The 17,542-nt window shown below is 71.8% G+C and carries 17 protein-coding genes; 6 read left to right on the plus strand and 11 right to left on the minus strand.

Annotated elements, in window-relative coordinates; translation table 11 throughout:
* From ACFZB3_RS41985 to ACFZB3_RS42010, 6 genes are all read left to right on the plus strand, one after another.
* Positions 1 to 513: an FMN-binding protein gene (locus tag ACFZB3_RS41985; protein ID WP_391386881.1), complete on the plus strand. Its 513-nt coding sequence runs from the start codon at positions 1 to 3 to the stop codon at positions 511 to 513.
* 59 nt (positions 514 to 572) lie between these two features.
* Complete coding sequence (locus ACFZB3_RS41990) at positions 573 to 1,955, plus strand: ferric reductase-like transmembrane domain-containing protein (RefSeq protein ID WP_391386884.1); 1,383 nt, start codon at positions 573 to 575, stop codon at positions 1,953 to 1,955.
* Positions 1,956 to 2,001: 46 nt separating this feature from the next.
* Positions 2,002 to 2,793, plus strand: coding sequence for an FMN-binding protein (locus ACFZB3_RS41995; protein ID WP_391386888.1), 792 nt, complete (start codon positions 2,002 to 2,004; stop codon positions 2,791 to 2,793).
* Positions 2,794 to 2,848: 55 nt separating this feature from the next.
* The gene (locus tag ACFZB3_RS42000) at positions 2,849 to 3,589 is read left to right on the plus strand and encodes an FAD:protein FMN transferase (RefSeq protein WP_391387304.1); all 741 of its coding nucleotides are present in this window, start codon (positions 2,849 to 2,851) and stop codon (positions 3,587 to 3,589) included.
* 276 nt (positions 3,590 to 3,865) lie between these two features.
* Positions 3,866 to 4,036 (plus strand): hypothetical protein, encoded by a 171-nt coding sequence (locus ACFZB3_RS42005; protein WP_391386892.1) that lies wholly within the window; start codon positions 3,866 to 3,868, stop codon positions 4,034 to 4,036.
* Positions 4,037 to 4,110: 74 nt separating this feature from the next.
* Positions 4,111 to 5,889: an ABC transporter transmembrane domain-containing protein gene (locus ACFZB3_RS42010; RefSeq protein ID WP_391386896.1), complete on the plus strand. Its 1,779-nt coding sequence runs from the start codon at positions 4,111 to 4,113 to the stop codon at positions 5,887 to 5,889.
* Here the strand turns inward: ACFZB3_RS42010 and ACFZB3_RS42015 are convergent.
* From ACFZB3_RS42015 to ACFZB3_RS42065, 11 genes are all read right to left on the minus strand, one after another.
* A complete protein-coding gene (locus ACFZB3_RS42015; RefSeq protein ID WP_391386899.1) occupies positions 5,884 to 6,645 on the minus strand; it encodes a zf-HC2 domain-containing protein in 762 nt (253 codons plus the stop codon). The two genes, ACFZB3_RS42010 and ACFZB3_RS42015, sit on opposite strands and share 6 nt — an antisense overlap.
* Positions 6,635 to 7,222, minus strand: a complete 588-nt coding sequence (locus tag ACFZB3_RS42020; RefSeq protein ID WP_391386902.1) for a sigma-70 family RNA polymerase sigma factor — start codon at positions 7,220 to 7,222, stop codon at positions 6,635 to 6,637. Before ACFZB3_RS42020 ends, ACFZB3_RS42015 begins: the two co-directional genes overlap by 11 nt.
* 183 nt (positions 7,223 to 7,405) lie before the next feature.
* A complete protein-coding gene (locus ACFZB3_RS42025; RefSeq protein WP_391386905.1) occupies positions 7,406 to 7,951 on the minus strand; it encodes an arginine repressor in 546 nt (181 codons plus the stop codon).
* A 19-nt stretch (positions 7,952 to 7,970) separates the two neighbouring features.
* Entirely contained in the window at positions 7,971 to 9,167 is a 1,197-nt protein-coding gene (locus ACFZB3_RS42030) for an acetylornithine transaminase (RefSeq protein WP_391386908.1), read from the minus strand.
* Positions 9,164 to 10,066, minus strand: a complete 903-nt coding sequence (gene argB / locus ACFZB3_RS42035) for an acetylglutamate kinase (protein ID WP_391386911.1) — start codon at positions 10,064 to 10,066, stop codon at positions 9,164 to 9,166. Before argB ends, ACFZB3_RS42030 begins: the two co-directional genes overlap by 4 nt.
* Positions 10,063 to 11,214 carry a bifunctional glutamate N-acetyltransferase/amino-acid acetyltransferase ArgJ gene (gene argJ / locus ACFZB3_RS42040; protein ID WP_391386914.1) on the minus strand — a complete coding sequence of 384 codons (1,152 nt, stop codon included), beginning with the start codon at positions 11,212 to 11,214 and terminating at the stop codon, positions 10,063 to 10,065. The genes argB and argJ overlap by 4 nt, the downstream gene beginning before the upstream one ends.
* Complete coding sequence (gene argC, locus ACFZB3_RS42045) at positions 11,211 to 12,239, minus strand: N-acetyl-gamma-glutamyl-phosphate reductase (protein ID WP_391386917.1); 1,029 nt, start codon at positions 12,237 to 12,239, stop codon at positions 11,211 to 11,213. Before argC ends, argJ begins: the two co-directional genes overlap by 4 nt.
* A gap of 69 nt (positions 12,240 to 12,308) precedes the next feature.
* Positions 12,309 to 12,728 (minus strand): GtrA family protein, encoded by a 420-nt coding sequence (locus ACFZB3_RS42050; protein WP_391386919.1) that lies wholly within the window; start codon positions 12,726 to 12,728, stop codon positions 12,309 to 12,311.
* On the minus strand, positions 12,728 to 13,702 hold the full coding sequence (locus ACFZB3_RS42055) for a glycosyltransferase (RefSeq protein WP_391386921.1): 975 nt from the start codon (positions 13,700 to 13,702) through the stop codon (positions 12,728 to 12,730). Before ACFZB3_RS42055 ends, ACFZB3_RS42050 begins: the two co-directional genes overlap by 1 nt.
* 24 nt (positions 13,703 to 13,726) lie before the next feature.
* Entirely contained in the window at positions 13,727 to 16,354 is a 2,628-nt protein-coding gene (locus tag ACFZB3_RS42060) for a YfhO family protein (protein WP_391386924.1), read from the minus strand.
* 196 nt (positions 16,355 to 16,550) lie between these two features.
* Positions 16,551 to 17,474, minus strand: coding sequence for an EamA family transporter (locus ACFZB3_RS42065; RefSeq protein ID WP_391386927.1), 924 nt, complete (start codon positions 17,472 to 17,474; stop codon positions 16,551 to 16,553).
* Positions 17,475 to 17,542 lie beyond the last annotated feature (68 nt).

A 17,542-nucleotide genomic window follows, 5' to 3' on the forward strand; every position in this document is an offset into this window, starting at 1 on the left:
GTGCACGCACTGAACAAGAACCGTCCGCTGCGCCGCGTCATGCTGGCGAGTGCCGCCACCGTCTCCGGAATAGTGATGCTGCTGGCGCTGAAGCCGCACACCGCCCCGACCGTGATCACCGACTCGGCGGCCCCCGCCCCGTCGGCTACCGCGACCGCCTCACCGGGCGCGAGCAGCGGCTCCGGCAGCTCAGGCAGCTCCGGCAAGTCCGGCAAGTCCGGGAGCAGCAGCACCGGCACCAGGACCGTCACCGGGGACACCGTGCAGACCCGCTGGGGTCCCGTCCAGGTGAAGGTGACGATCAAGAGCGGCAAGATCACCGACGTCACGGCGGTGCAGTACCCGTCAGACAACCCCCGCGACCAGCAGATCAACGACTACGCCCTGCCGCAGCTGCGCAGCGAGGCGCTGGCGGCGCAGAGCGCGAGCATCGACACGGTCTCCGGGGCGACCTACACCAGCCAGGGTTACCAGCAGTCACTCCAGTCGGCACTGGACTCCGCGGGTCTCTGAACACTCGGGCAGTACGGCACGTATCTGTGGGCCAAGGGTCAATTCCCTACGGAGGAACCGTGACCACCACGCTCGCAGGCGGACGTGCCGCCCGCCGACAGACGATGCGCCGCATCCGCCCGCGCCGCTCCCCGGCAGTTCCGCTGCTGCTCGCCGTATGGGCGGGCGCGGCGGCCGTGCTGTGGCTGTGGTGGCACAACACCCCGTCCATCGCCGACCAGAACGGCAAGATCCTCAACGCGGGCCGGATCACCGGCCTGCTGGCGGGCTACCTGATGGCGCTGGTGGTGCTCCAGATGGCCCGGGTGCCCGCGCTGGAGCGGCGGGTCGGCTCCGACCGCGTGGCCCGCTGGCACGCAATGAGCGGCCGCTACACGCTCTGCCTGGTCTTCGCGCACGTCTTCCTCATCATGTGGGGCTACGCGCTGCAGGCCGGCAAGACGCTGAACGACATCGTCCAGCAGACCATCGACTCCGTGAACCAGCTCCCCGACATGGGCAAGGCCGCGATCGGCACCGGCCTGTTCGTGGTCATCGGCCTGACCTCGATCGGCCCGGTCCGGCGCCGGATCCCGTACGACACCTGGTACCACGTGCACCTGCTGACGTACGCGGCGGTGTTCCTGACCTTCTGGCACCAGATCACCACCGGCAACGACTTCGCCCTCACGCCGATGGCCAAGACCTTCTGGTACGGCCTGTACGGCGCGGTCACCGCGCTGGTGGTCTGGTACCGGATCCTCACCCCGATCCGGCTCAACCTGCGGCACCGGATGCGGGTCGAGGCGGTCATCGAGGAGACGCCGGGCATCGTGTCGGTGCTGATCGGCGGGCGCAAGCTGCACCGGATGGGCGCGGAGGCCGGCCAGTTCTTCCGCTGGCGGTTCCTGGCCCCCGGGATGCGGTTCAGCTCGCACCCGTACTCCCTGTCGGCGGCACCCCGCCCCGGCATGTTGCGGATCACCGTCAAGGCGATCGGCGACCACAGCGCGCGGCTGCGCGAACTACGGCCCGGAACCCGGGTGTGGGCCGAAGGGCCGTACGGGGCGATGACCGCGTCCCGGCGCAGCCGCGGCAAGGTCCTGCTGGTGGCGGGCGGCGTCGGGATCACGCCCATGCGGGCGCTGTTCGAGACGCTGCCCGGCGCCGCGGGCGACCTGACCCTGCTCTACCGGGCCAACACCACCCAGGACCTGGCCCTGTGGGACGAGCTGGCCAAGATCGCCAAGGAGCGCGGGGCCAGGCTGATGTACGCGGTCAACAGCCCCGAGGGCGAGCGTCCTGACATCTCCGCGGAGAACCTCCAGCGGAAGATCCCGGACATCGACGACCACGACGTCTTCATGTGCGGCCCGCCCGGGTTCGCGCAGGGCGTGTACGAAGCACTGCGCGGCGCGGGGGTTCCCGCCCGCCGCATCCATCACGAGTCGTTCGAGATGTGAGCGACGGGACCACACGGGAATCCAGGGAATCGGGAGTTCGTAAGCGATGAGGAAGAGTCACCCCATCAGGCGTGTGGTGCTGGCCACCGCGGCGACCGTGTCCGGTGTCGTGCTGCTGCTGTCGCTGAAGCCGTCGTCGGACCCGACGTCCGCGTCGGCGGCGGGCGCGGCCCCGTCGGCCGCGGCGGCGGGACAGGAGTCGCCGCAGGGCGGCACCGGGGCCGCCGGGACCACGACGGTGGACGGGGACGCGACCCAGACCCAGTACGGCGTCGTGCAGGTCCGGCTGACCGTCGCCAACGGCAAGATCACCCAGGCCCAGGCGATCCAGGCGCCCAAGGGCGGCACCAGCGACCAGAAGACCGCGCTGTCGGTGCCGACGCTGAACAAGGAGGCGGTGGCGGCGCAGAGCGCGAACATCGACTCCGTCTCCGGGGCGACGTACACGAGCACCGGCTACAAGCAGTCGCTGCAGTCGGCGCTGGACAAGATGAAGGAGGCGGCCGCCTCCTCCTCGGGCTCGTCCGCGGGCTCGTCCTCTTCGTCCGGGTCCGCGCAGGCGCAGGCCAAGACGGTGACCGGGCAGGTCGCGCAGACCCAGTACGGGCCGGTCCAGGTCCGGATCACCGTCTCCGGCGGGAAGATCACCAAGGCGGAGGCGGTACAGGCGCCCAAGGGTGGCACCAGCGACCAGAAGACGGCGCTCTCCGTCCCGAAGCTCAACCAGGAGGCGGTGGCGGCGCAGAGCGCGAACATCGACTCCGTCTCCGGGGCCACCTACACCAGTACCGGCTACAAGCAGTCCTTGCAGTCGGCGCTGGACCAGGCCGGTGGCTGAGGCGGTGGCGGAGTCCGCGGAGGCTCCCGCCGCGGTGCGTCATGCGGAGGAGGTCATGGGGACCGTCTTCTCCTTCGACGTCCGCGGCGGGGATCCGGACGCCGTACGGGCGGCCCTGGACGAGGCGGTCGCCGGGCTGCACCGGGTCGACGAGGTGTTCAGCACCTACCGCGAGGACAGCCAGGTGTCCCGGCTGGCGCGGGAGGAGATCGGCGTCGGCGAGTGCGATCCCGAGGTCGCCGAGGTGCTGGAGCTGGCGGCCGAGGCGGAGCGGGTGAGCGACGGCTGGTTCAGCACCCGCTACCGGGGTCGGCTCGATCCCACCGGGATCGTGAAGGGCTGGTCCGCCGAGCGGGCGGCGCAGACGCTGGCGCGGGTGGCCGGGGTGAGCGGCGTGAGCGTGAACGGCGGCGGCGACGTCCAGATGTTCGGTGCGCCCGAGCCGACGCGGGCGTGGCGGGTGGGGATCGCCGATCCGCTGCGGCCGGGAGGGCTGGCGGCGGTGATCTCGGCGGCGGGGGTGGCGGAACTTGCGGTCGCCACGTCCGGTACGGCGGAGCGGGGCGCCCACATCGTCGATCCGCGGACGGGCAAGTCGGCGGTGACGGACCTGGTGGCGGTGACGGTGGTCGGGCCGCGGCTGACGTGGGTGGACTGCTGGGCCACGGCGGCGTTCGCGATGGGGTCACGGGCCGGGCTGGCGTGGCTGGAGTCGCTGCCGGACGTGGAGGGGCTGCTGATCACGGCCGGCGATGAGGTGCGGTGCACCGGGGGGCTGGCCGCGCGTCTGGGCTGAGGCCGGGAGGTAACACTTCCCGGCGTTTGCAGGGTGCCTCCCCCAGCCTTCGGCCGGAGGGACCCCCAGCGCCCACCTGTGCCGCCCTGCGGCACGCCTGCCCGCAGCTATCGGCTGGGCAGCGCCCCGTAAGGGGCGCGAGGAACTGCGCGACCAGCCCCCACCCGCCCGCAGTCGGACATCGACCGCAATGTTTTTTCATTTCGTCCCGCAAAACGGCATCCATCCCTCCCGCCCGGCCGTACCCCCTGTGAAGCAAGTTTCGGGAGGAACACCATGGCCGTCTTCAGCCACCTCATGCCACTCAACCATCGGGACCGCGACCGTGACCGCAACGACCGTCACGGGGACCGGCACGGCCACGACCACGATCGCCACGACCGCAACGGTCACGGGCACGACCACGACCACGGCGACCGGCACGGTCACGGCCACGACCACTACTGACCACCCCTGAAGGCTGAGCGGACCGGCGCCGGGTCGGCCGGTCCGCTCGCCGGCGGTTTCCGAGGAACCCTGTCATGGCGCCCGACACCGTGGTCGCGGCCGCTCCCCCGGTCCCCCCGCGCGAGGTCTTCCGGCGGTTCTGGCCCTACACCCGGGGCGGCCGCCGCTGGCTCGTCCCGCTCGTCCTGCTGAGCCTGACCGGCCCCGCCGTCGACGCCGCGGAGCTCTGGCTGTTCAAGTTCGTCGTCGACGACGTGCTCGTCGCCCGGGAGTTGCGGCCCTTCCTGTGGATCGCGCCCGCCTACCTGGGCCTCGTCCTCTGCTCCGGCGTGCTCGGCTTCGCCGACGACGTGACCTCCACCTGGGTCGGCGAACGCTTCCTGCTCGCCCTGCGCTCCGACGTCTTCCGGCATGTCCAGGGGCTGTCGCTCGGCTTCTTCGAGCGCCGGCGGCTCGGGGACGTGCTCTCCAGGGTCACGGGCGACGTCGACGCGGTGGAGACGTTCCTGCTCTCGGGTGTCGCGGACGCCCTGTACTACGTGATCAGCCTGGGCGTCTACCTCGGCATGCTGTTCTACCTGCGCTGGGACCTGACCCTGCTCGCCCTCGTCGTCGTCCCCCTGTTCTGGGGCTCGGCCCGGTACTTCTCGCGACTGGTCAGGGAGGCCTCGCGGGAGCGCAGGCGGCGCGGCGGGGCGCTGGGCGCGATCGCGGAGGAGTCGCTCGGCAACGTCGTACTCGTGCAGGCGTACAACCGGCAGGCGTGGGAGGCACGCCGGTTCGAGCGGGAGAACGCGGGCCGGTTCCGGGCGGCGATGGCCGCGGCGCGGATCCGTGCCGTGTACGCACCCGCCGTCGAGTTCGTGGAGGTGTCCGGCGGCCTCGCGGTGCTGGCTCTCGGCACCTGGAAGCTGGCCCAGGGCCAGCTCACGCTCGGCGGGCTGCTGGTCTTCCTGGCGCTGATCGGCAAGCTGTACGGCCCGGTGCACGGGCTGTCCGGGCTCGGCACCACCTTCTACACGGCCTCCGCCGCCGCGGAACGGATCATCGAGCTGCTCGACGAGCGGCCCCAGGTGACCGAGGCGGAGGGGGCGCGCAGGCTCCGCCGGGCGCGGGGCGCGGTGGAGTTCGACGGGGTGTGGTTCCGCTATCCCGGTACGGCGGCCTGGGCGCTGTCCGACGTGTCGTTCCGGGCCGCTCCCGGGGAGACGCTGGCGCTGGTCGGGGCCAGCGGGTCGGGCAAGTCCACGCTCGCGAAGCTGCAGTTGCGGTTCTACGACCCCGACCGGGGCGCGGTCCGCCTGGACGGCACCGATCTGCGCGAACTCTCCCTGGCCGACGTCCGGGAGAGCATCGCCGTGGTGTTGCAGGAGACCCTCGTCTTCCACGGCACCGTACGGGAGAACATCGCCTACGGCCGGCCGGCGGCCACGGAGGCGGAGATCGTCGCGGCGGCGCGGGCCGCCGACGCGCACGAGTTCGTCGAGCGGCTCCCGGACGGCTACGACACGCTCGTCGGACAGCGCGGCCGGACGCTCTCCGGCGGGCAGTGCCGACGGCTGGCGATCGCCCGGGCGATGATCCGGGACGCCCCGGTGCTCCTCCTGGACGAGCCCACCGCCGGGCTGGACGCCGGCTCGGCGCGGCGCGTCATGGAGCCGCTGCGCCGGCTCATGGCCGGGCGGACCACCGTGGTCATCTCGCACCAGCTGCTGACCGTCCGCGAGGCCACCCGGATCGTGGTCCTCGACCGCGGGCGGGTCGTCGAGGACGGGGCGCACGCGGATCTCCTCGGGCGGGAGGGACCCTACGCCCTGCTGCACCGGCTCGGCTCGGGTGCGGTGCTGTCATGACACCCCCGGGGTCACCACCTTGCCCTTCAGCAGCTGGGCGGTGGCGAGGAGGGAGCCGTCGGGAGAGGCCAGGCGGGCGGCGGAGTACCTGGTGAGGTCCACGGGGACCGCCGCGCCCCAGTTGCCGCGTCCTTCGCGCAGGGGGAAGTCGCCGACCCGCGTGGTCGTGCCGTCGGCGCGGGCGAGGAGGCAGGTGACCCTGCCGTCGTAGGGGGTGCCGGGGAGGGCGACGGAGACGAACATCCAGGCGGGACTGCCGGGGTGGGCGTAGATCTCGCCGACGGACTGTCCGCCGCCGACCGGGATCATGTCCCCGACCAGCATGGGCTCGGACTCGACCGCGGGCGCCGAGGCGGTGACGGCTCCCTCGACGGCGCTGCCGATCGCCCAGCCGGCGAAGCCCACCGCGACCGCGGCGGTGGCGGCGACCGCGGCGAGCCGCAGCCGGAGGCGCCGGACGCGGAGGTGGCCGCGGCGGCGCTGGGCGGCACGGGCGGGCCCGGCCCCCTCGGCCCCGGCGGCCTGCTCGGCCAGGCTGCGCGCCACCCGGGTCTCGAAGCCGGGCGGCGGGTCGCTCTCCGGGAGCAGGCCGATCAGCCGGTCGCCGATCCCGGTGAGTCGGCGTACGTACTCCCGGCAGTCCGCGCACCCGTCCAGATGGGCGACCGCCTCGGCCCGCTCGCGGCCGGGCAGGACGCCCAGTGCCAGTTCGGCGCCGATCTCGTGCAGCTTCTCGCAGTGCGCGTCACCGGACATGGTCGCCTCCCTTCGGGGCCGCGAGCGCCGTGCGGAGTTTCGCCATCGCCGCTCTGATCCGTGTCTTGGCCGTGCCCAGCGGGATCCGCTCCGTGTCGGCGATCTGCTGGGCCGTCATGCCGTAGATGCCGGCCATCATGAGGGCCCGGGCCTGTTCCCGCGGCAGCCGGGCCAGTGCGGCCCGCAGCTGGGTGGAGGCCTCGTCGGCCAGTGCCCACTGTTCGGGGGTCTCGGTGACGGCGTCGAGGAGGGGGTCGATGTCCTCGGGTGCCATCGGTTCCGTCCGCCGGGCCCGGACGGCGTCGACAGCGAGGTTGTGGGCGATGGTGGTGAGCCAGGTCCCGACCGAGCCGCGGCGCGAGTCGTAGATCTGGGCATGGCGCCATGCGCGCTCGAACGTCTGCTGGGCGACGTCCTCGGCGAGCTGCTGGTCCCGGGTGACGGCCATCGCGACCCCGAAGACCCGGTGCTGGAATCTCCGTACGAAGATCTCCGCGAGCTCCGGGTCTCCGGTGGCCAGCCCGGACAGCAGAGCCTCGTCCGGGAGACGGCCGACGGGGGACCGGAATCCCGACACACCCCTGTGTACGTTCGACGGCCGCCAGGGGATTGCCCGCCCGCCTGACCGCTCGCCGCGGAAGATCACACGGTCATTGTCCGTCGGCCGGCCGGGCCCCGCACGCGGGTCGGCGCGGCCGCGGGCGGCCCGGCGGCCGTCCGCGAACGGCCGTCAGTGACCGCCTGCGGCCGTCAGTGGCCGTCAGTGGCCGTTCTGGGCCAGGCGCAGCAGGTGGTCCGCGAGGGCCTGTCCGCCGGTCGGCCCCCTGCTGATCAGCAGCACCGTGTCGTCACCGGCGATCGTCCCGAGGATGTCGTGCAGTTCGGCCTGGTCGATCGAGGACGCGAGGAACTGGGCCGCGCCGGGCGGGGTGCGCAGGACGACCAGGTTCGCCGAGGCCTCGGCCGAGATCAGCAGCTCCTGGGAGAGGCGGCGCATCCGCTCCTCCTTGGCCGACTCCCCCAGCGGGGCGCGGGGGGTGCGGAAGCCGCCCTCGCTGGGCACCGCGTAGATCAGCTCGCCGTCGGTGTTGCGGATCTTCACCGCGTTCAGCTCGTCGAGGTCCCGGGAGAGCGTCGCCTGGGTGACCGTGAGGCCGTCGTCGGCGAGCAGCTTCGCGAGCTGGCTCTGCGAGCGCACCGGCTGCCGGTTGAGGATGTCCACGATCCGGCGGTGCCGGGCGGTGCGGGTCTGCGGTACCGCGGGCCCCGCCCCGCCCGACTGGTCGAACTCCTGCGCCTGGCTCATCGTCGTCTCAATCTCCGGATCATGCTCCGGATCGTCCGTCCCCGCTCGCTGCGTCGAGGATGCCGGGCAGGGCGCTCAGCAGCGCGTCCGCCTCGGCGTCGCGGAGGTTCAGCGGCGGCATCAGCCGTACGACGTCGGGAGCGGGCGCGTTCACCAGGAACCCGGCCTCCTGAGCCGCCTGCTGGACCTGCGCTGCCAGCGGCTCGGTGAGCACGATACCCAGGAGGAGACCCGCGCCCCGGACATAATCGATCAACCCGTGGCCGAGACCCTCGATTCCGTCCCGCAACCTCTCGCTCTGCCGCTTGACGTTCTCCAGCAACCCCTCGTTCTCGATGGTGTCGAGGACGGCGAGGCCGGCGGCGCAGGCGACCGGGTTGCCGCCGAAGGTGGTGCCGTGGTGGCCGGGCTGGAGCAGTTCGGCGGCGCGGCCGAAGGCCACGGTCGCGCCGAGCGGCAGTCCGCCGCCGAGCTGCTTGGCGAGGGTGACGACGTCGGGCAGCACGCCCTCGTGGGCCTGGTAGGCGAACCAGGTGCCGGTGCGGCCGGTGCCGGTCTGCACCTCGTCGAGGACGAGCAGCGCGCCGGTGGCGGCGGTGATCGCGCGGGCCGCCTTGAGGTAGCCGGCGGGCGGTACGACCACGCCGTTCTCGCCCTGGACCGGCTCGATGATCACCAGGGCGGTCTCCTCGGTGACCGCGGCGGCCAGGGCCTGCGCGTCGCCGTAGGGGACGTGGGTGACGTCGGCGGGCAGCGGGCGGAACGGGTCCTGCTTGGCGGGCTGACCGGTGAGCGCGAGGGCGCCCATGGTCCGGCCGTGGAAGCCGCCGTCGGTGGCGACCATGTGGGTCCGCCCGGTCAGCCGGCCGATCTTGAAGGCGGCCTCGTTGGCCTCGGCGCCGGAGTTGCAGAAGAAGACCCGCCCCTCCCGGCCGAAGAGCTGGACCAGCCGCTCGGCGAGGGCGACGGTGGGCTCGGCCATGAAGAAGTTGGAGATGTGGCCGAGCGACGCGATCTGCCTGCTGACGGCCTCGACGATCGCCGGGTGGGCGTGGCCGAGCGCGTTGGTGGCGATGCCGCCGACGAAGTCGAGGTACTCGGTGCCCTCGGTGTCCCAGACCCTGACGCCCTCGCCGCGGACGAGGGGCAGCCGCGGGGTGCCGTAGTTGTTCATGAGCGCGCCCTGCCAGCGCGCGGTCAGTTCCTGGTTGCTCATGACTCCCCCTCCTGGTCCGGCACGACCATCGTGCCGATGCCTTCGTCCGTGAAGATCTCCAGCAGGATCGAGTGCTGGACCCGGCCGTCGATGACGCGGGCGGTGGTGACGCCGTTGCGTACGGCGTGCAGGCAGCCCTCCATCTTCGGCACCATGCCGGAGCTCAGCTCCGGCAGCAGCTTCTCCAGTTGGGAAGCGGTGAGACGGCTGATCACCTCGTCGGAGTTCGGCCAGTCCTCGTAGAGGCCCTCGACGTCGGTGAGGACCATGAGGGTCTCGGCGCCCAGAGCAGCAGCGAGTGCCGCAGCCGCCGTATCAGCATTGACGTTGTAGACATGTCCGTCGTCCTGGGAGCGGGCGATCGAGGAGACGACCGGGATCCGGCCGTCGGCGAGCAGGGCCTCGATCGCGCCCGTGTCGATCGCGGTGATCTCGCCGACCCGCCCGATGTCGATCAACTCGCCGTCGATCTCGGGCCGGTGCTTGGTGGCGGTGATGGTGTGGGCGTCCTCGCCGGTCAGGCCGACGGCGAGCGGGCCGTGCTGGTTGAGCAGGTTGACCAGCTCGCGCTGGACCTGCCCGGCGAGCACCATCCGTACGACGTCCATGGCGTCCTCGGTGGTGACCCGCAGCCCGGCCTTGAACTCGCTGACGATGCCGTGCTTGTCGAGGGCGGCACTGATCTGGGGGCCGCCGCCGTGCACGACGACCGGCTTGAGGCCGGCGTGGTGCAGGAAGACGACGTCCTGGGCGAAGGCGGCCTTCAGGTCCTCGTCGATCATGGCGTTGCCGCCGAACTTGATCACGACGGTCCTGCCGTTGTGGCGGACCAGCCAGGGCAGGGCCTCGATGAGGGTCTGGGCCTTGGGCAGCGCGGTGTGCTTGCGCGTGGTGCTCATGACGAGTACGCGCTGTTCTCGTGGACGTAGTCCGCGGTCAGGTCGTTGGTCCAGATGGTGGCGGTCTCGGAGCCGGCGGCCAGGTCGGCGACGATGTGGACCTCGCGGTAGCGCATGTCGACCTTCTCGCGGTCCTCCCCCACCCCGCCGTTCTTGCAGACCCAGACGCCGTTGATGGCGACGTTGAGCTGGTCCGGGTCGAAGGCGGCCTTCGTGGTACCGATCGCGGAGAGCACCCGGCCCCAGTTGGGGTCCTCGCCGTGGATGGCGCACTTGAGGAGGTTGTTGCGGGCGATGGAGCGCCCCACCTCGACGGCGTCGTCCTCGCTGGCCGCGTTCACGACCTCGACCCTGATGTCCTTGCTGGCGCCCTCGGCGTCCCGGATCAGCTGCTGGCCGAGGTCGTCGCAGACGGCGCGGACGGCCTCGGCGAACTCCGCGTACTCCGGGGTGACGTCCGAGGAACCGGAGGCGAGGAGCAGCACGGTGTCGTTGGTGGACATGCAGCCGTCGGAGTCGACGCGGTCGAAGGTGGTGCGGGTGGCGGCGCGCAGCGCGCTGTCGAGCGCCTCGCTCTCGACGACCGCGTCCGTGGTGAGGACCACCAGCATGGTCGCGAGGCCGGGGGCGAGCATGCCGGCGCCCTTGGCCATGCCGCCGACGGTCCAGCCGTCCTTGGTGACCACGGACGTCTTGTGCACGGTGTCGGTGGTCTTGATGGCGATGGCGGCCTTCTCGCCGCCGTGCTCGCTCAGGGAAGCGGCCGCGGTCTCGACGCCCGGCAGCAGCTTGTCCATGGGCAGGAGCACGCCGATCAGGCCGGTCGAGCAGACCGCGACCTCGATGGCACCGCGCCCCAGCACCTCGGCGGCCTTCTCGGCGGTCGCGTGGGTGTCCTGGAAGCCCTTGGGGCCCGTACAGGCGTTGGCGCCGCCGGAGTTGAGGACGACGGCCGAGACCTGGCCGCTCTTGAGGACCTGCTCGGACCACAGCACCGGCGCGGCCTTCACGCGGTTGGAGGTGAAGACGCCCGCGGCGGCGCGGCGGGGCCCGTTGTTGACCACGAGGGCCAGGTCCGGGTTGCCGCTCTCCTTGATCCCGGCGGCGATGCCCGCGGCCGTGAATCCCTTCGCTGCCGTCACGCTCACGGCGCAACTCCGATCGTGGTCAGCCCGGTGGACTCGGCGAGTCCGAGGGCGATGTTCATGCTCTGCACGGCACCACCGCCGGTGCCCTTGGTCAGGTTGTCGATGGCGCTGATCGCGATGATGCGGCCGACGGCCTCGTCGTACGCGACCTGCACCTGAACGGCGTTGGAACCGTAGACGGACGCCGTGGCGGGCCACCGGCCCTCGGGGAGGAGGTGGACGAAGGGCTCGTCGGCGTAGGCCTTCTGGTAGGCGGCACGCACGGACTCGGCCGTGACCCCGGGCACGGCCTTGGCGCTGCACGTGGCGAGGATGCCCCGGGGCATCGGCGCGAGCGTCGGCGTGAAGGAGACGGCGACCCGCTCCCCCGCCACCGCGCTGAGGTTCTGGATCATCTCGGGGGTGTGCCGGTGGCCGCCGCCGACGCCGTACGGGGTCATGGAGCCCATGACCTCGCTGCCCAGCAGGTGCGGCTTGGGCGCCTTGCCCGCGCCGGAGGTGCCGGACGCGGCGACGATCAGCGCCTCGGGCCCGGCGATCCGGGCGGCGTAGGCCGGGTACAGGGCGAGGGAGACGGCGGTGGGGTAGCAACCGGGTACCGCGATGCGCTTGGACCCCTCCAGCGCGGCGCGGGCACCCGGAAGTTCGGGGAGGCCGTAGGGCCAGGTGCCGGCGTGCGGGGAGCCGTAGAAGCGCTCCCAGTCGGCCGGGTCGGCCAGCCGGAAGTCGGCGCCCATGTCGACGACGAGGACGTCCGGGCCGAGCTGCTCGGCGACGGCGGCGGACTGTCCGTGCGGCAGCGCGAGGAAGACGACGTCGTGCCCGGTGAGGGCCTCGGCGGTGGTCTCCGCCAGCACGCGGTCGGCCAGCGGCAGCAGGTGCGGCTGGAGCGCGCCCAGGCGCTGGCCCGCGTTGGAGTTGCCGGTCAGGGTGCCGATCTCGACCTCTGGGTGCGCGAGGAGCAGCCGCAGGACCTCTCCGCCCGCGTACCCGCTCGCTCCGGCCACCGCCGCACGTACCGCCATGTCCATCCTCCTCCAGATGGCATGACTATACGGTCCGCTGCACTTTTATGCAACGTCGCGGCCGGCCCCCTACGCCGCCTCGACCTTGGGCAGCATCACCCACCGCGACACCACGAACGTCACCGGAATCGCCGCGGCCGAGGCCATCAGCGGAGCGAACGTGCTCCCCAGATGCAGCACGTCGACGATCACGTACACCCCCGCCGTGGTGATCACGAAATTCGTGGCGTTGGTCAGCGGGAACAGCAGGAATTTCCGCCAGGTGGGACGCGTACGGTAAGTGAACTTCGCATTGAGAAAAAACGAGCCGATCATGCTCAGGAAAAACGCGAGAATATGCGCGGCCAGGTATGGCAAATACCTCAGAAAAAGCAGGTAAAGGCCGTAGTACGTCGCGGTGTTGACGACACCCACCACCGCGAAGGTGATGATCTGCCCGGATATCGGGCGGGCGGGTCCGGTGGCGGTCGGCAGGGTGGCGTTCGGCATCAGGGGATGAGGTCCTTCGTCGTGCCGCGGCTGCGGTCTTCCGTTCGGTCCACGTTCGTCGCCTTCACCAGGAAGTGCGGGCGCCCCTTGACCTCGTAGTAGATACGGCCGGTGTACTCGCCGATGACCCCGAGCATGATCATCTGTACGCCGGCCAGGGCGGTGACGGCTGTGATGATGGTGACATAGCCGGGCGTCTGGACGCCGTTGATCATCGCGCCGCCCACGATCCACGCCGTGTACGCGCCGGCCAGGGCCAGCAGGGTCATGCCGAGGTAGAGCGCGGCGCGCAGCGGGCGGTTGTTGAAGGAGAGCAGCCCGTCGAGGCCGTAGTTGAGCAGGCTGCGGAACGACCAGGAACTGCTGCCGTGTTCGCGTACCGCGTTCTCGTACTCGAAGGTGGTGCTGGGGAAGCCGACCCAGGCGAACAGGCCCTTGGAGAACCGGTTGTACTCGGTGAGGCTCACGACCGCGTCCACCACCCGGCGGGACATCAGCCGGAAGTCGCCCACGCCGTCGACGAGTTCGACGTCGACCATGCGGTTGATGAGCCGGTAGTAGAGGCGGGCGGTGAGGGTGCGGGCGAAGCGGTCGCCCTGCCGGGTGCGCTTGGCGATGACCTGGTCGTAGCCCTCGCCGCGCAGTTCGACCATGCGCTTGATGAGCTCCGGCGGGTGCTGGAGGTCGGCGTCCATGACGATCACGGCGTCGCCGGCGGCGTGCTTCAGGCCGGCCAGCAGGGCCGACTCCTTGCCGAAGTTGCGGCTGAAGGAGACGTACCGCACGCGCGAGTCGCCGTCGGCGATCCTGCTGAGGAGGGTCAGGGTCCGGTCGCGGCTGCCGTCGTCGACGTACACGAACTCCATGTCGTGGCCGAGCGGCAGCAGTTCGTTCGCGATCTTCTGGACCTGCTCGTGGAAGCGTTCTATGACGTCTTCCTCGTTGTAGCAGGGCGCCACGATCGATATCAGCATGGGTTTCTTCCCCCTGGGGACGGGTCAGTGAGCGGTGGTCGTGCGCTCGCCGGAGCGGGTGGCGGTTCTGCGGCGGACGGCCGAGACGGCGCCGATGAGGATCAGGGTCAGCAGCGAGGCGCCGCCGACGGCGGTGCCCAGGCGCAGGCCGGGCGGATGGAAGGTGCAGGTCAGACTGGTGGCGGCGGCGCCCAGCGGGACGGCGACCAGGCCGTGGAACTCGCCCGCCGCGACCTCGTCGCCGCCGTCGGCGGAGCAGCGCCAGCCGGCGATCCGGGGTATCGCCACCACGGCGGTGCCCCTGCTCCCGGCGGGCAGCCGGGCGTGCAGGGTGCCGTCGGAGACGGTCACCTCGGTCGCGCCGGTGGCCTTCAGGTGCTGTACGGCGGTGCGCAGCCGCCCGGTGTCCAGGCAGCCGACCGCGCCCTGCGCCGGGACGCGGCTGAGCCGGTTGGGCTTCAGGTCGATCCGGACCTGTCCCGCGGCGGGTACCGTGCCGAGCGGCTGCATCGCGGCGATCTTCGTGTTCTCGGCGTCGGACCGGTACAGCTTCTGCTCGCCGCCACCGGCGAGTTGGGCGGTACCCGAGTAGTGCGGTGCCCAGAGGAAGACCGAACTCCCGGGCCGGCACCGGGCGGTGACCGTCTGCGCCCCGTCGACCAGCAGGCCGCGCGCCGCGTCGCCCTTGTGCGCACCGCTGAGGGTGGTGCGGGGCAGGGTGTACACGCGGGCGCCGAGCAGGAGTTCCTGGTTGCGGTACGGGGAGGGGCCGAACGCGGCCGGGGTGGAGTGCGTGGCGGTGGGCCGTACCGTCACCAGCGGCGGGACGTCCTCGCGGGTGACGGTGGACGGGCCGCCGCCCTGGGGCAGCCACTTCTGGTGCGGGTCCGGCGGGTTGTGCACCCGGGCGCCGACCGAGAAGACCGCGTCGGTGACCGGGTTGTCGAGGCTCTGCAGGCTGCGGCCGCGCGAGGTCCAGCCGTCGCCGAGCGCGGTGAGGGTACGGCTGAGGACGTCGGCGGTGAGGCTGCTGTAGTACTGGGAGCCCTGGCCGCCGACCATCATGGGGTCGTTGGCGACGGTCTGGTCGCGGCCGGGTTCGGTGCGGTACGCGGGCCAGTCGTCGGCGCTCGCGACCGCGTCCGCCTCCTGCTGCTGGCGGTCGCCCCAGGGCGCGTAGTCGTCCATCTGGCCGAGCCGGCTCCGGGTGGCCACCGCCGAGGTGGCGGCGGCCTCGCCGAACTGCGCGCCGATCAGCAGCGCCACGGCCAGCCCGGCCAGCACCGGCCTGCCGTTCCGCACGCTGAGCAGCGCGAGCCCGCCGAGTGCGCCCGCGACCGCGAGCAGCACCACCGGCCAGGTGTGGTGGCTGTGCTGCCGGGTGAGGGGGCTGCGGCTCGCGGCGGCGGCGATCAGGACCAGCAGCACGGCGGCCGCACCGAGGGCCCGCAGGTCCGGCAGCCCGTACGCCAGCGCGTGCCAGGCGGCGACGACCAGCAGGGCGCAGAGCACGAAGGCCTGCCGGTAGGAGCTGCCGTTCGGGGCGGCGAAGGCGTGCCAGGCCAGGCTGGTCGGCGCCCACTGGAGCGACAGGGCGACCGCGAGCACCAGGACCGTCCAGCCGGCCCGCACCCGGGCCGGGACCTTCCGGTGGAAGGGCAGGGCGAGGGCCAGAACCAGCGCGGTGATGCCGACGTAGAGGGCCGGTGAGCTGTAGCTGTACGTGGTCGGCAGCAGCCGGGCGAGCAGGTCCTCGGTGCCGACCGGGGCGAAGTGGCCCTCGCGGCCCGGGTAGGCGTGCTTGGTGCCGGAGTACACGACGATCACCAGCGGCGCGGCCAGGCCGATGCCCAGCCCGACGGTCACCGCGGCCCGGCCCACCACCGCCAGGGCGCGCCGCCACGGCAGTTCGGCGAGCACCAGCCGGAGCAGCAGCACCAGGGCGGCGCCGAGGGTGGCCATGTACGCGGTGTAGAAGTTGGCGATCCAGGCGAGCGCCACGACCAGCACCCCGAGCAGCGGACGCCGGCCGGCCGTGACCCACTCGCCGACCAGGCAGAACAGCGGCAGGGCGATCAGGCCGTCGAGCCACATCGGGTTGTACGAGGCGAGGGCGAGGCTCCAGCCGCACAGGGCGTAGGAGGCACCCAGGACGCCGGCCGCCCACCAGCGGCCGCGGCGCAGGCTCATCAGCAGCCAGGCCATGGCGGCGCCGGCGACCGCCGTCTTCAGCACGGTGACCGCGTACACCGCGAGGTCGATCTCGTCGCGCGGGAAGAGGGCGACGAGGAGCGCGAACGGACTGCTCACATAGGTGCCGAGGTCCGGCAGGAAGCTGGAGCCGTAGCCGGACTGCCAGTTGACGAGGAGGCCGCCGTCGGCCCTGCCGTGCAGCAGGTCCCACAGGTGGGCGTGGAAGGGCACGTACTGGTTGCCGAGGTCGTTGACGCTGCGGGTGCGGGACCCGAACGGGTAGCTGCGGGCGATCACGTCGGCGGCACAGAACGCCACGGTGGTGAGAAGGGCCGCGAGCAGCGCGGCGGTTGCTCTCGGATCGGCGCGCCGCCATTTCACGGGGACGGTTTCCCCTTCCGCTTCGCCCCCCGCCGGTTTCGCCCCCTGTTCACGCCCGGCCAGGATGGTGCGATTCATTCTGTGCGGCCCCCAGATAAAAAACGGGGTCGTTGCTCCCCGCAGGTCGGTGTTTCGCCGACTTAGACGGGTAGAGGTTCCTGATGGTTGTGCCACGCCTGTGAAGTAATAAGTCGAATTCCGAATCCGTGTGCGTTACGGGAAAGAATTCACGACTTCAAAGGAAACAGCAGATTTCCTTGAAGTGTTTCGCAGGTTAACTCGCCTGTGTGACGCCTGTACCGGCACTGTGCCGGGCCGCGTCGCGAGCCGCCGCCGCGGGGAGTCCGCGATGTGACCGTTCGACGGCCTGGCCCCAGTACGTCCCTGTGACGACGAGGGCGGCACCGAGGACTGAGAGCCCGGTGAGCCGCTCGCCGCCGAGGACGGTGCCGACCAGCAGGGCCCAGACCGGTTCGGTGCCCAGCAGAAGCCCGGCCCGGGTGGCGGAGGTGCGCTGGACCGCCCAGGTCTGGGCGAGGAAGGCGAACAGGCCGCAGAAGAGGGCCAGGTAGAGGAGCTGCGCCCAGGTGACGGCGCCGGTCCGGGCCAGCGCCGGCAGCCCGGGGGCCGCGGGCAGCAGGAACAGGGCGGCGCCGACGGCACACTGCACGGCGGTCAGTTGCAGCGGGCGCAGGGCCCGGCCCGCGGTCACCCGGCCGACCAGCACCACATGCCCCGCGCGGACCACGGCGGCCGCGAGCATCAGCAGGTCACCGGCTCCGGGGGCGTGCAGCCCGTGGCCGGAGACCAGCAGTCCGACACCGGCCAGGCACACCCCGGCGGCGAGGTAGAACCGCCCCGGCAGACCGACCCGGTCCAGGACCGGGGTGAGGACGAGGGTGAGGCTGATGATCAGGCCCGCGTTCCCGGCGCTGGTGTGGGCGACGCCGTACGTCTCCAGGACGAGGACGGCGGCCTGGGTGAGCCCGAGCAGGCAGCCGTAGCGCCTCTCGTCCCGGGTGAGGCCGCCGGACCGGCGCAGCACGGCCGCGCACGCGAGGGCGGCGACGGCGTAGCGCACGAAGAGGACGGTCGGGACGGGGAGGGCGTCGGTGGCGGTCTTCGCCGTCAGGTAGCTGGAGCCCCAGACGACGGCGACGGCCAGGAGCACCAGGTCGATGCGGCGGGTGGTCGGCATGCCCTTCACGATCCACGAGCAGCATGTTGAAGTAAACGACGACCTTCTGAACCATTCCTTTAGCAGCG

The organism is Streptomyces sp. NPDC008092, from assembly GCF_042957285.1.
In the GTDB taxonomy this organism is placed as follows: domain Bacteria; phylum Actinomycetota; class Actinomycetes; order Streptomycetales; family Streptomycetaceae; genus Streptomyces.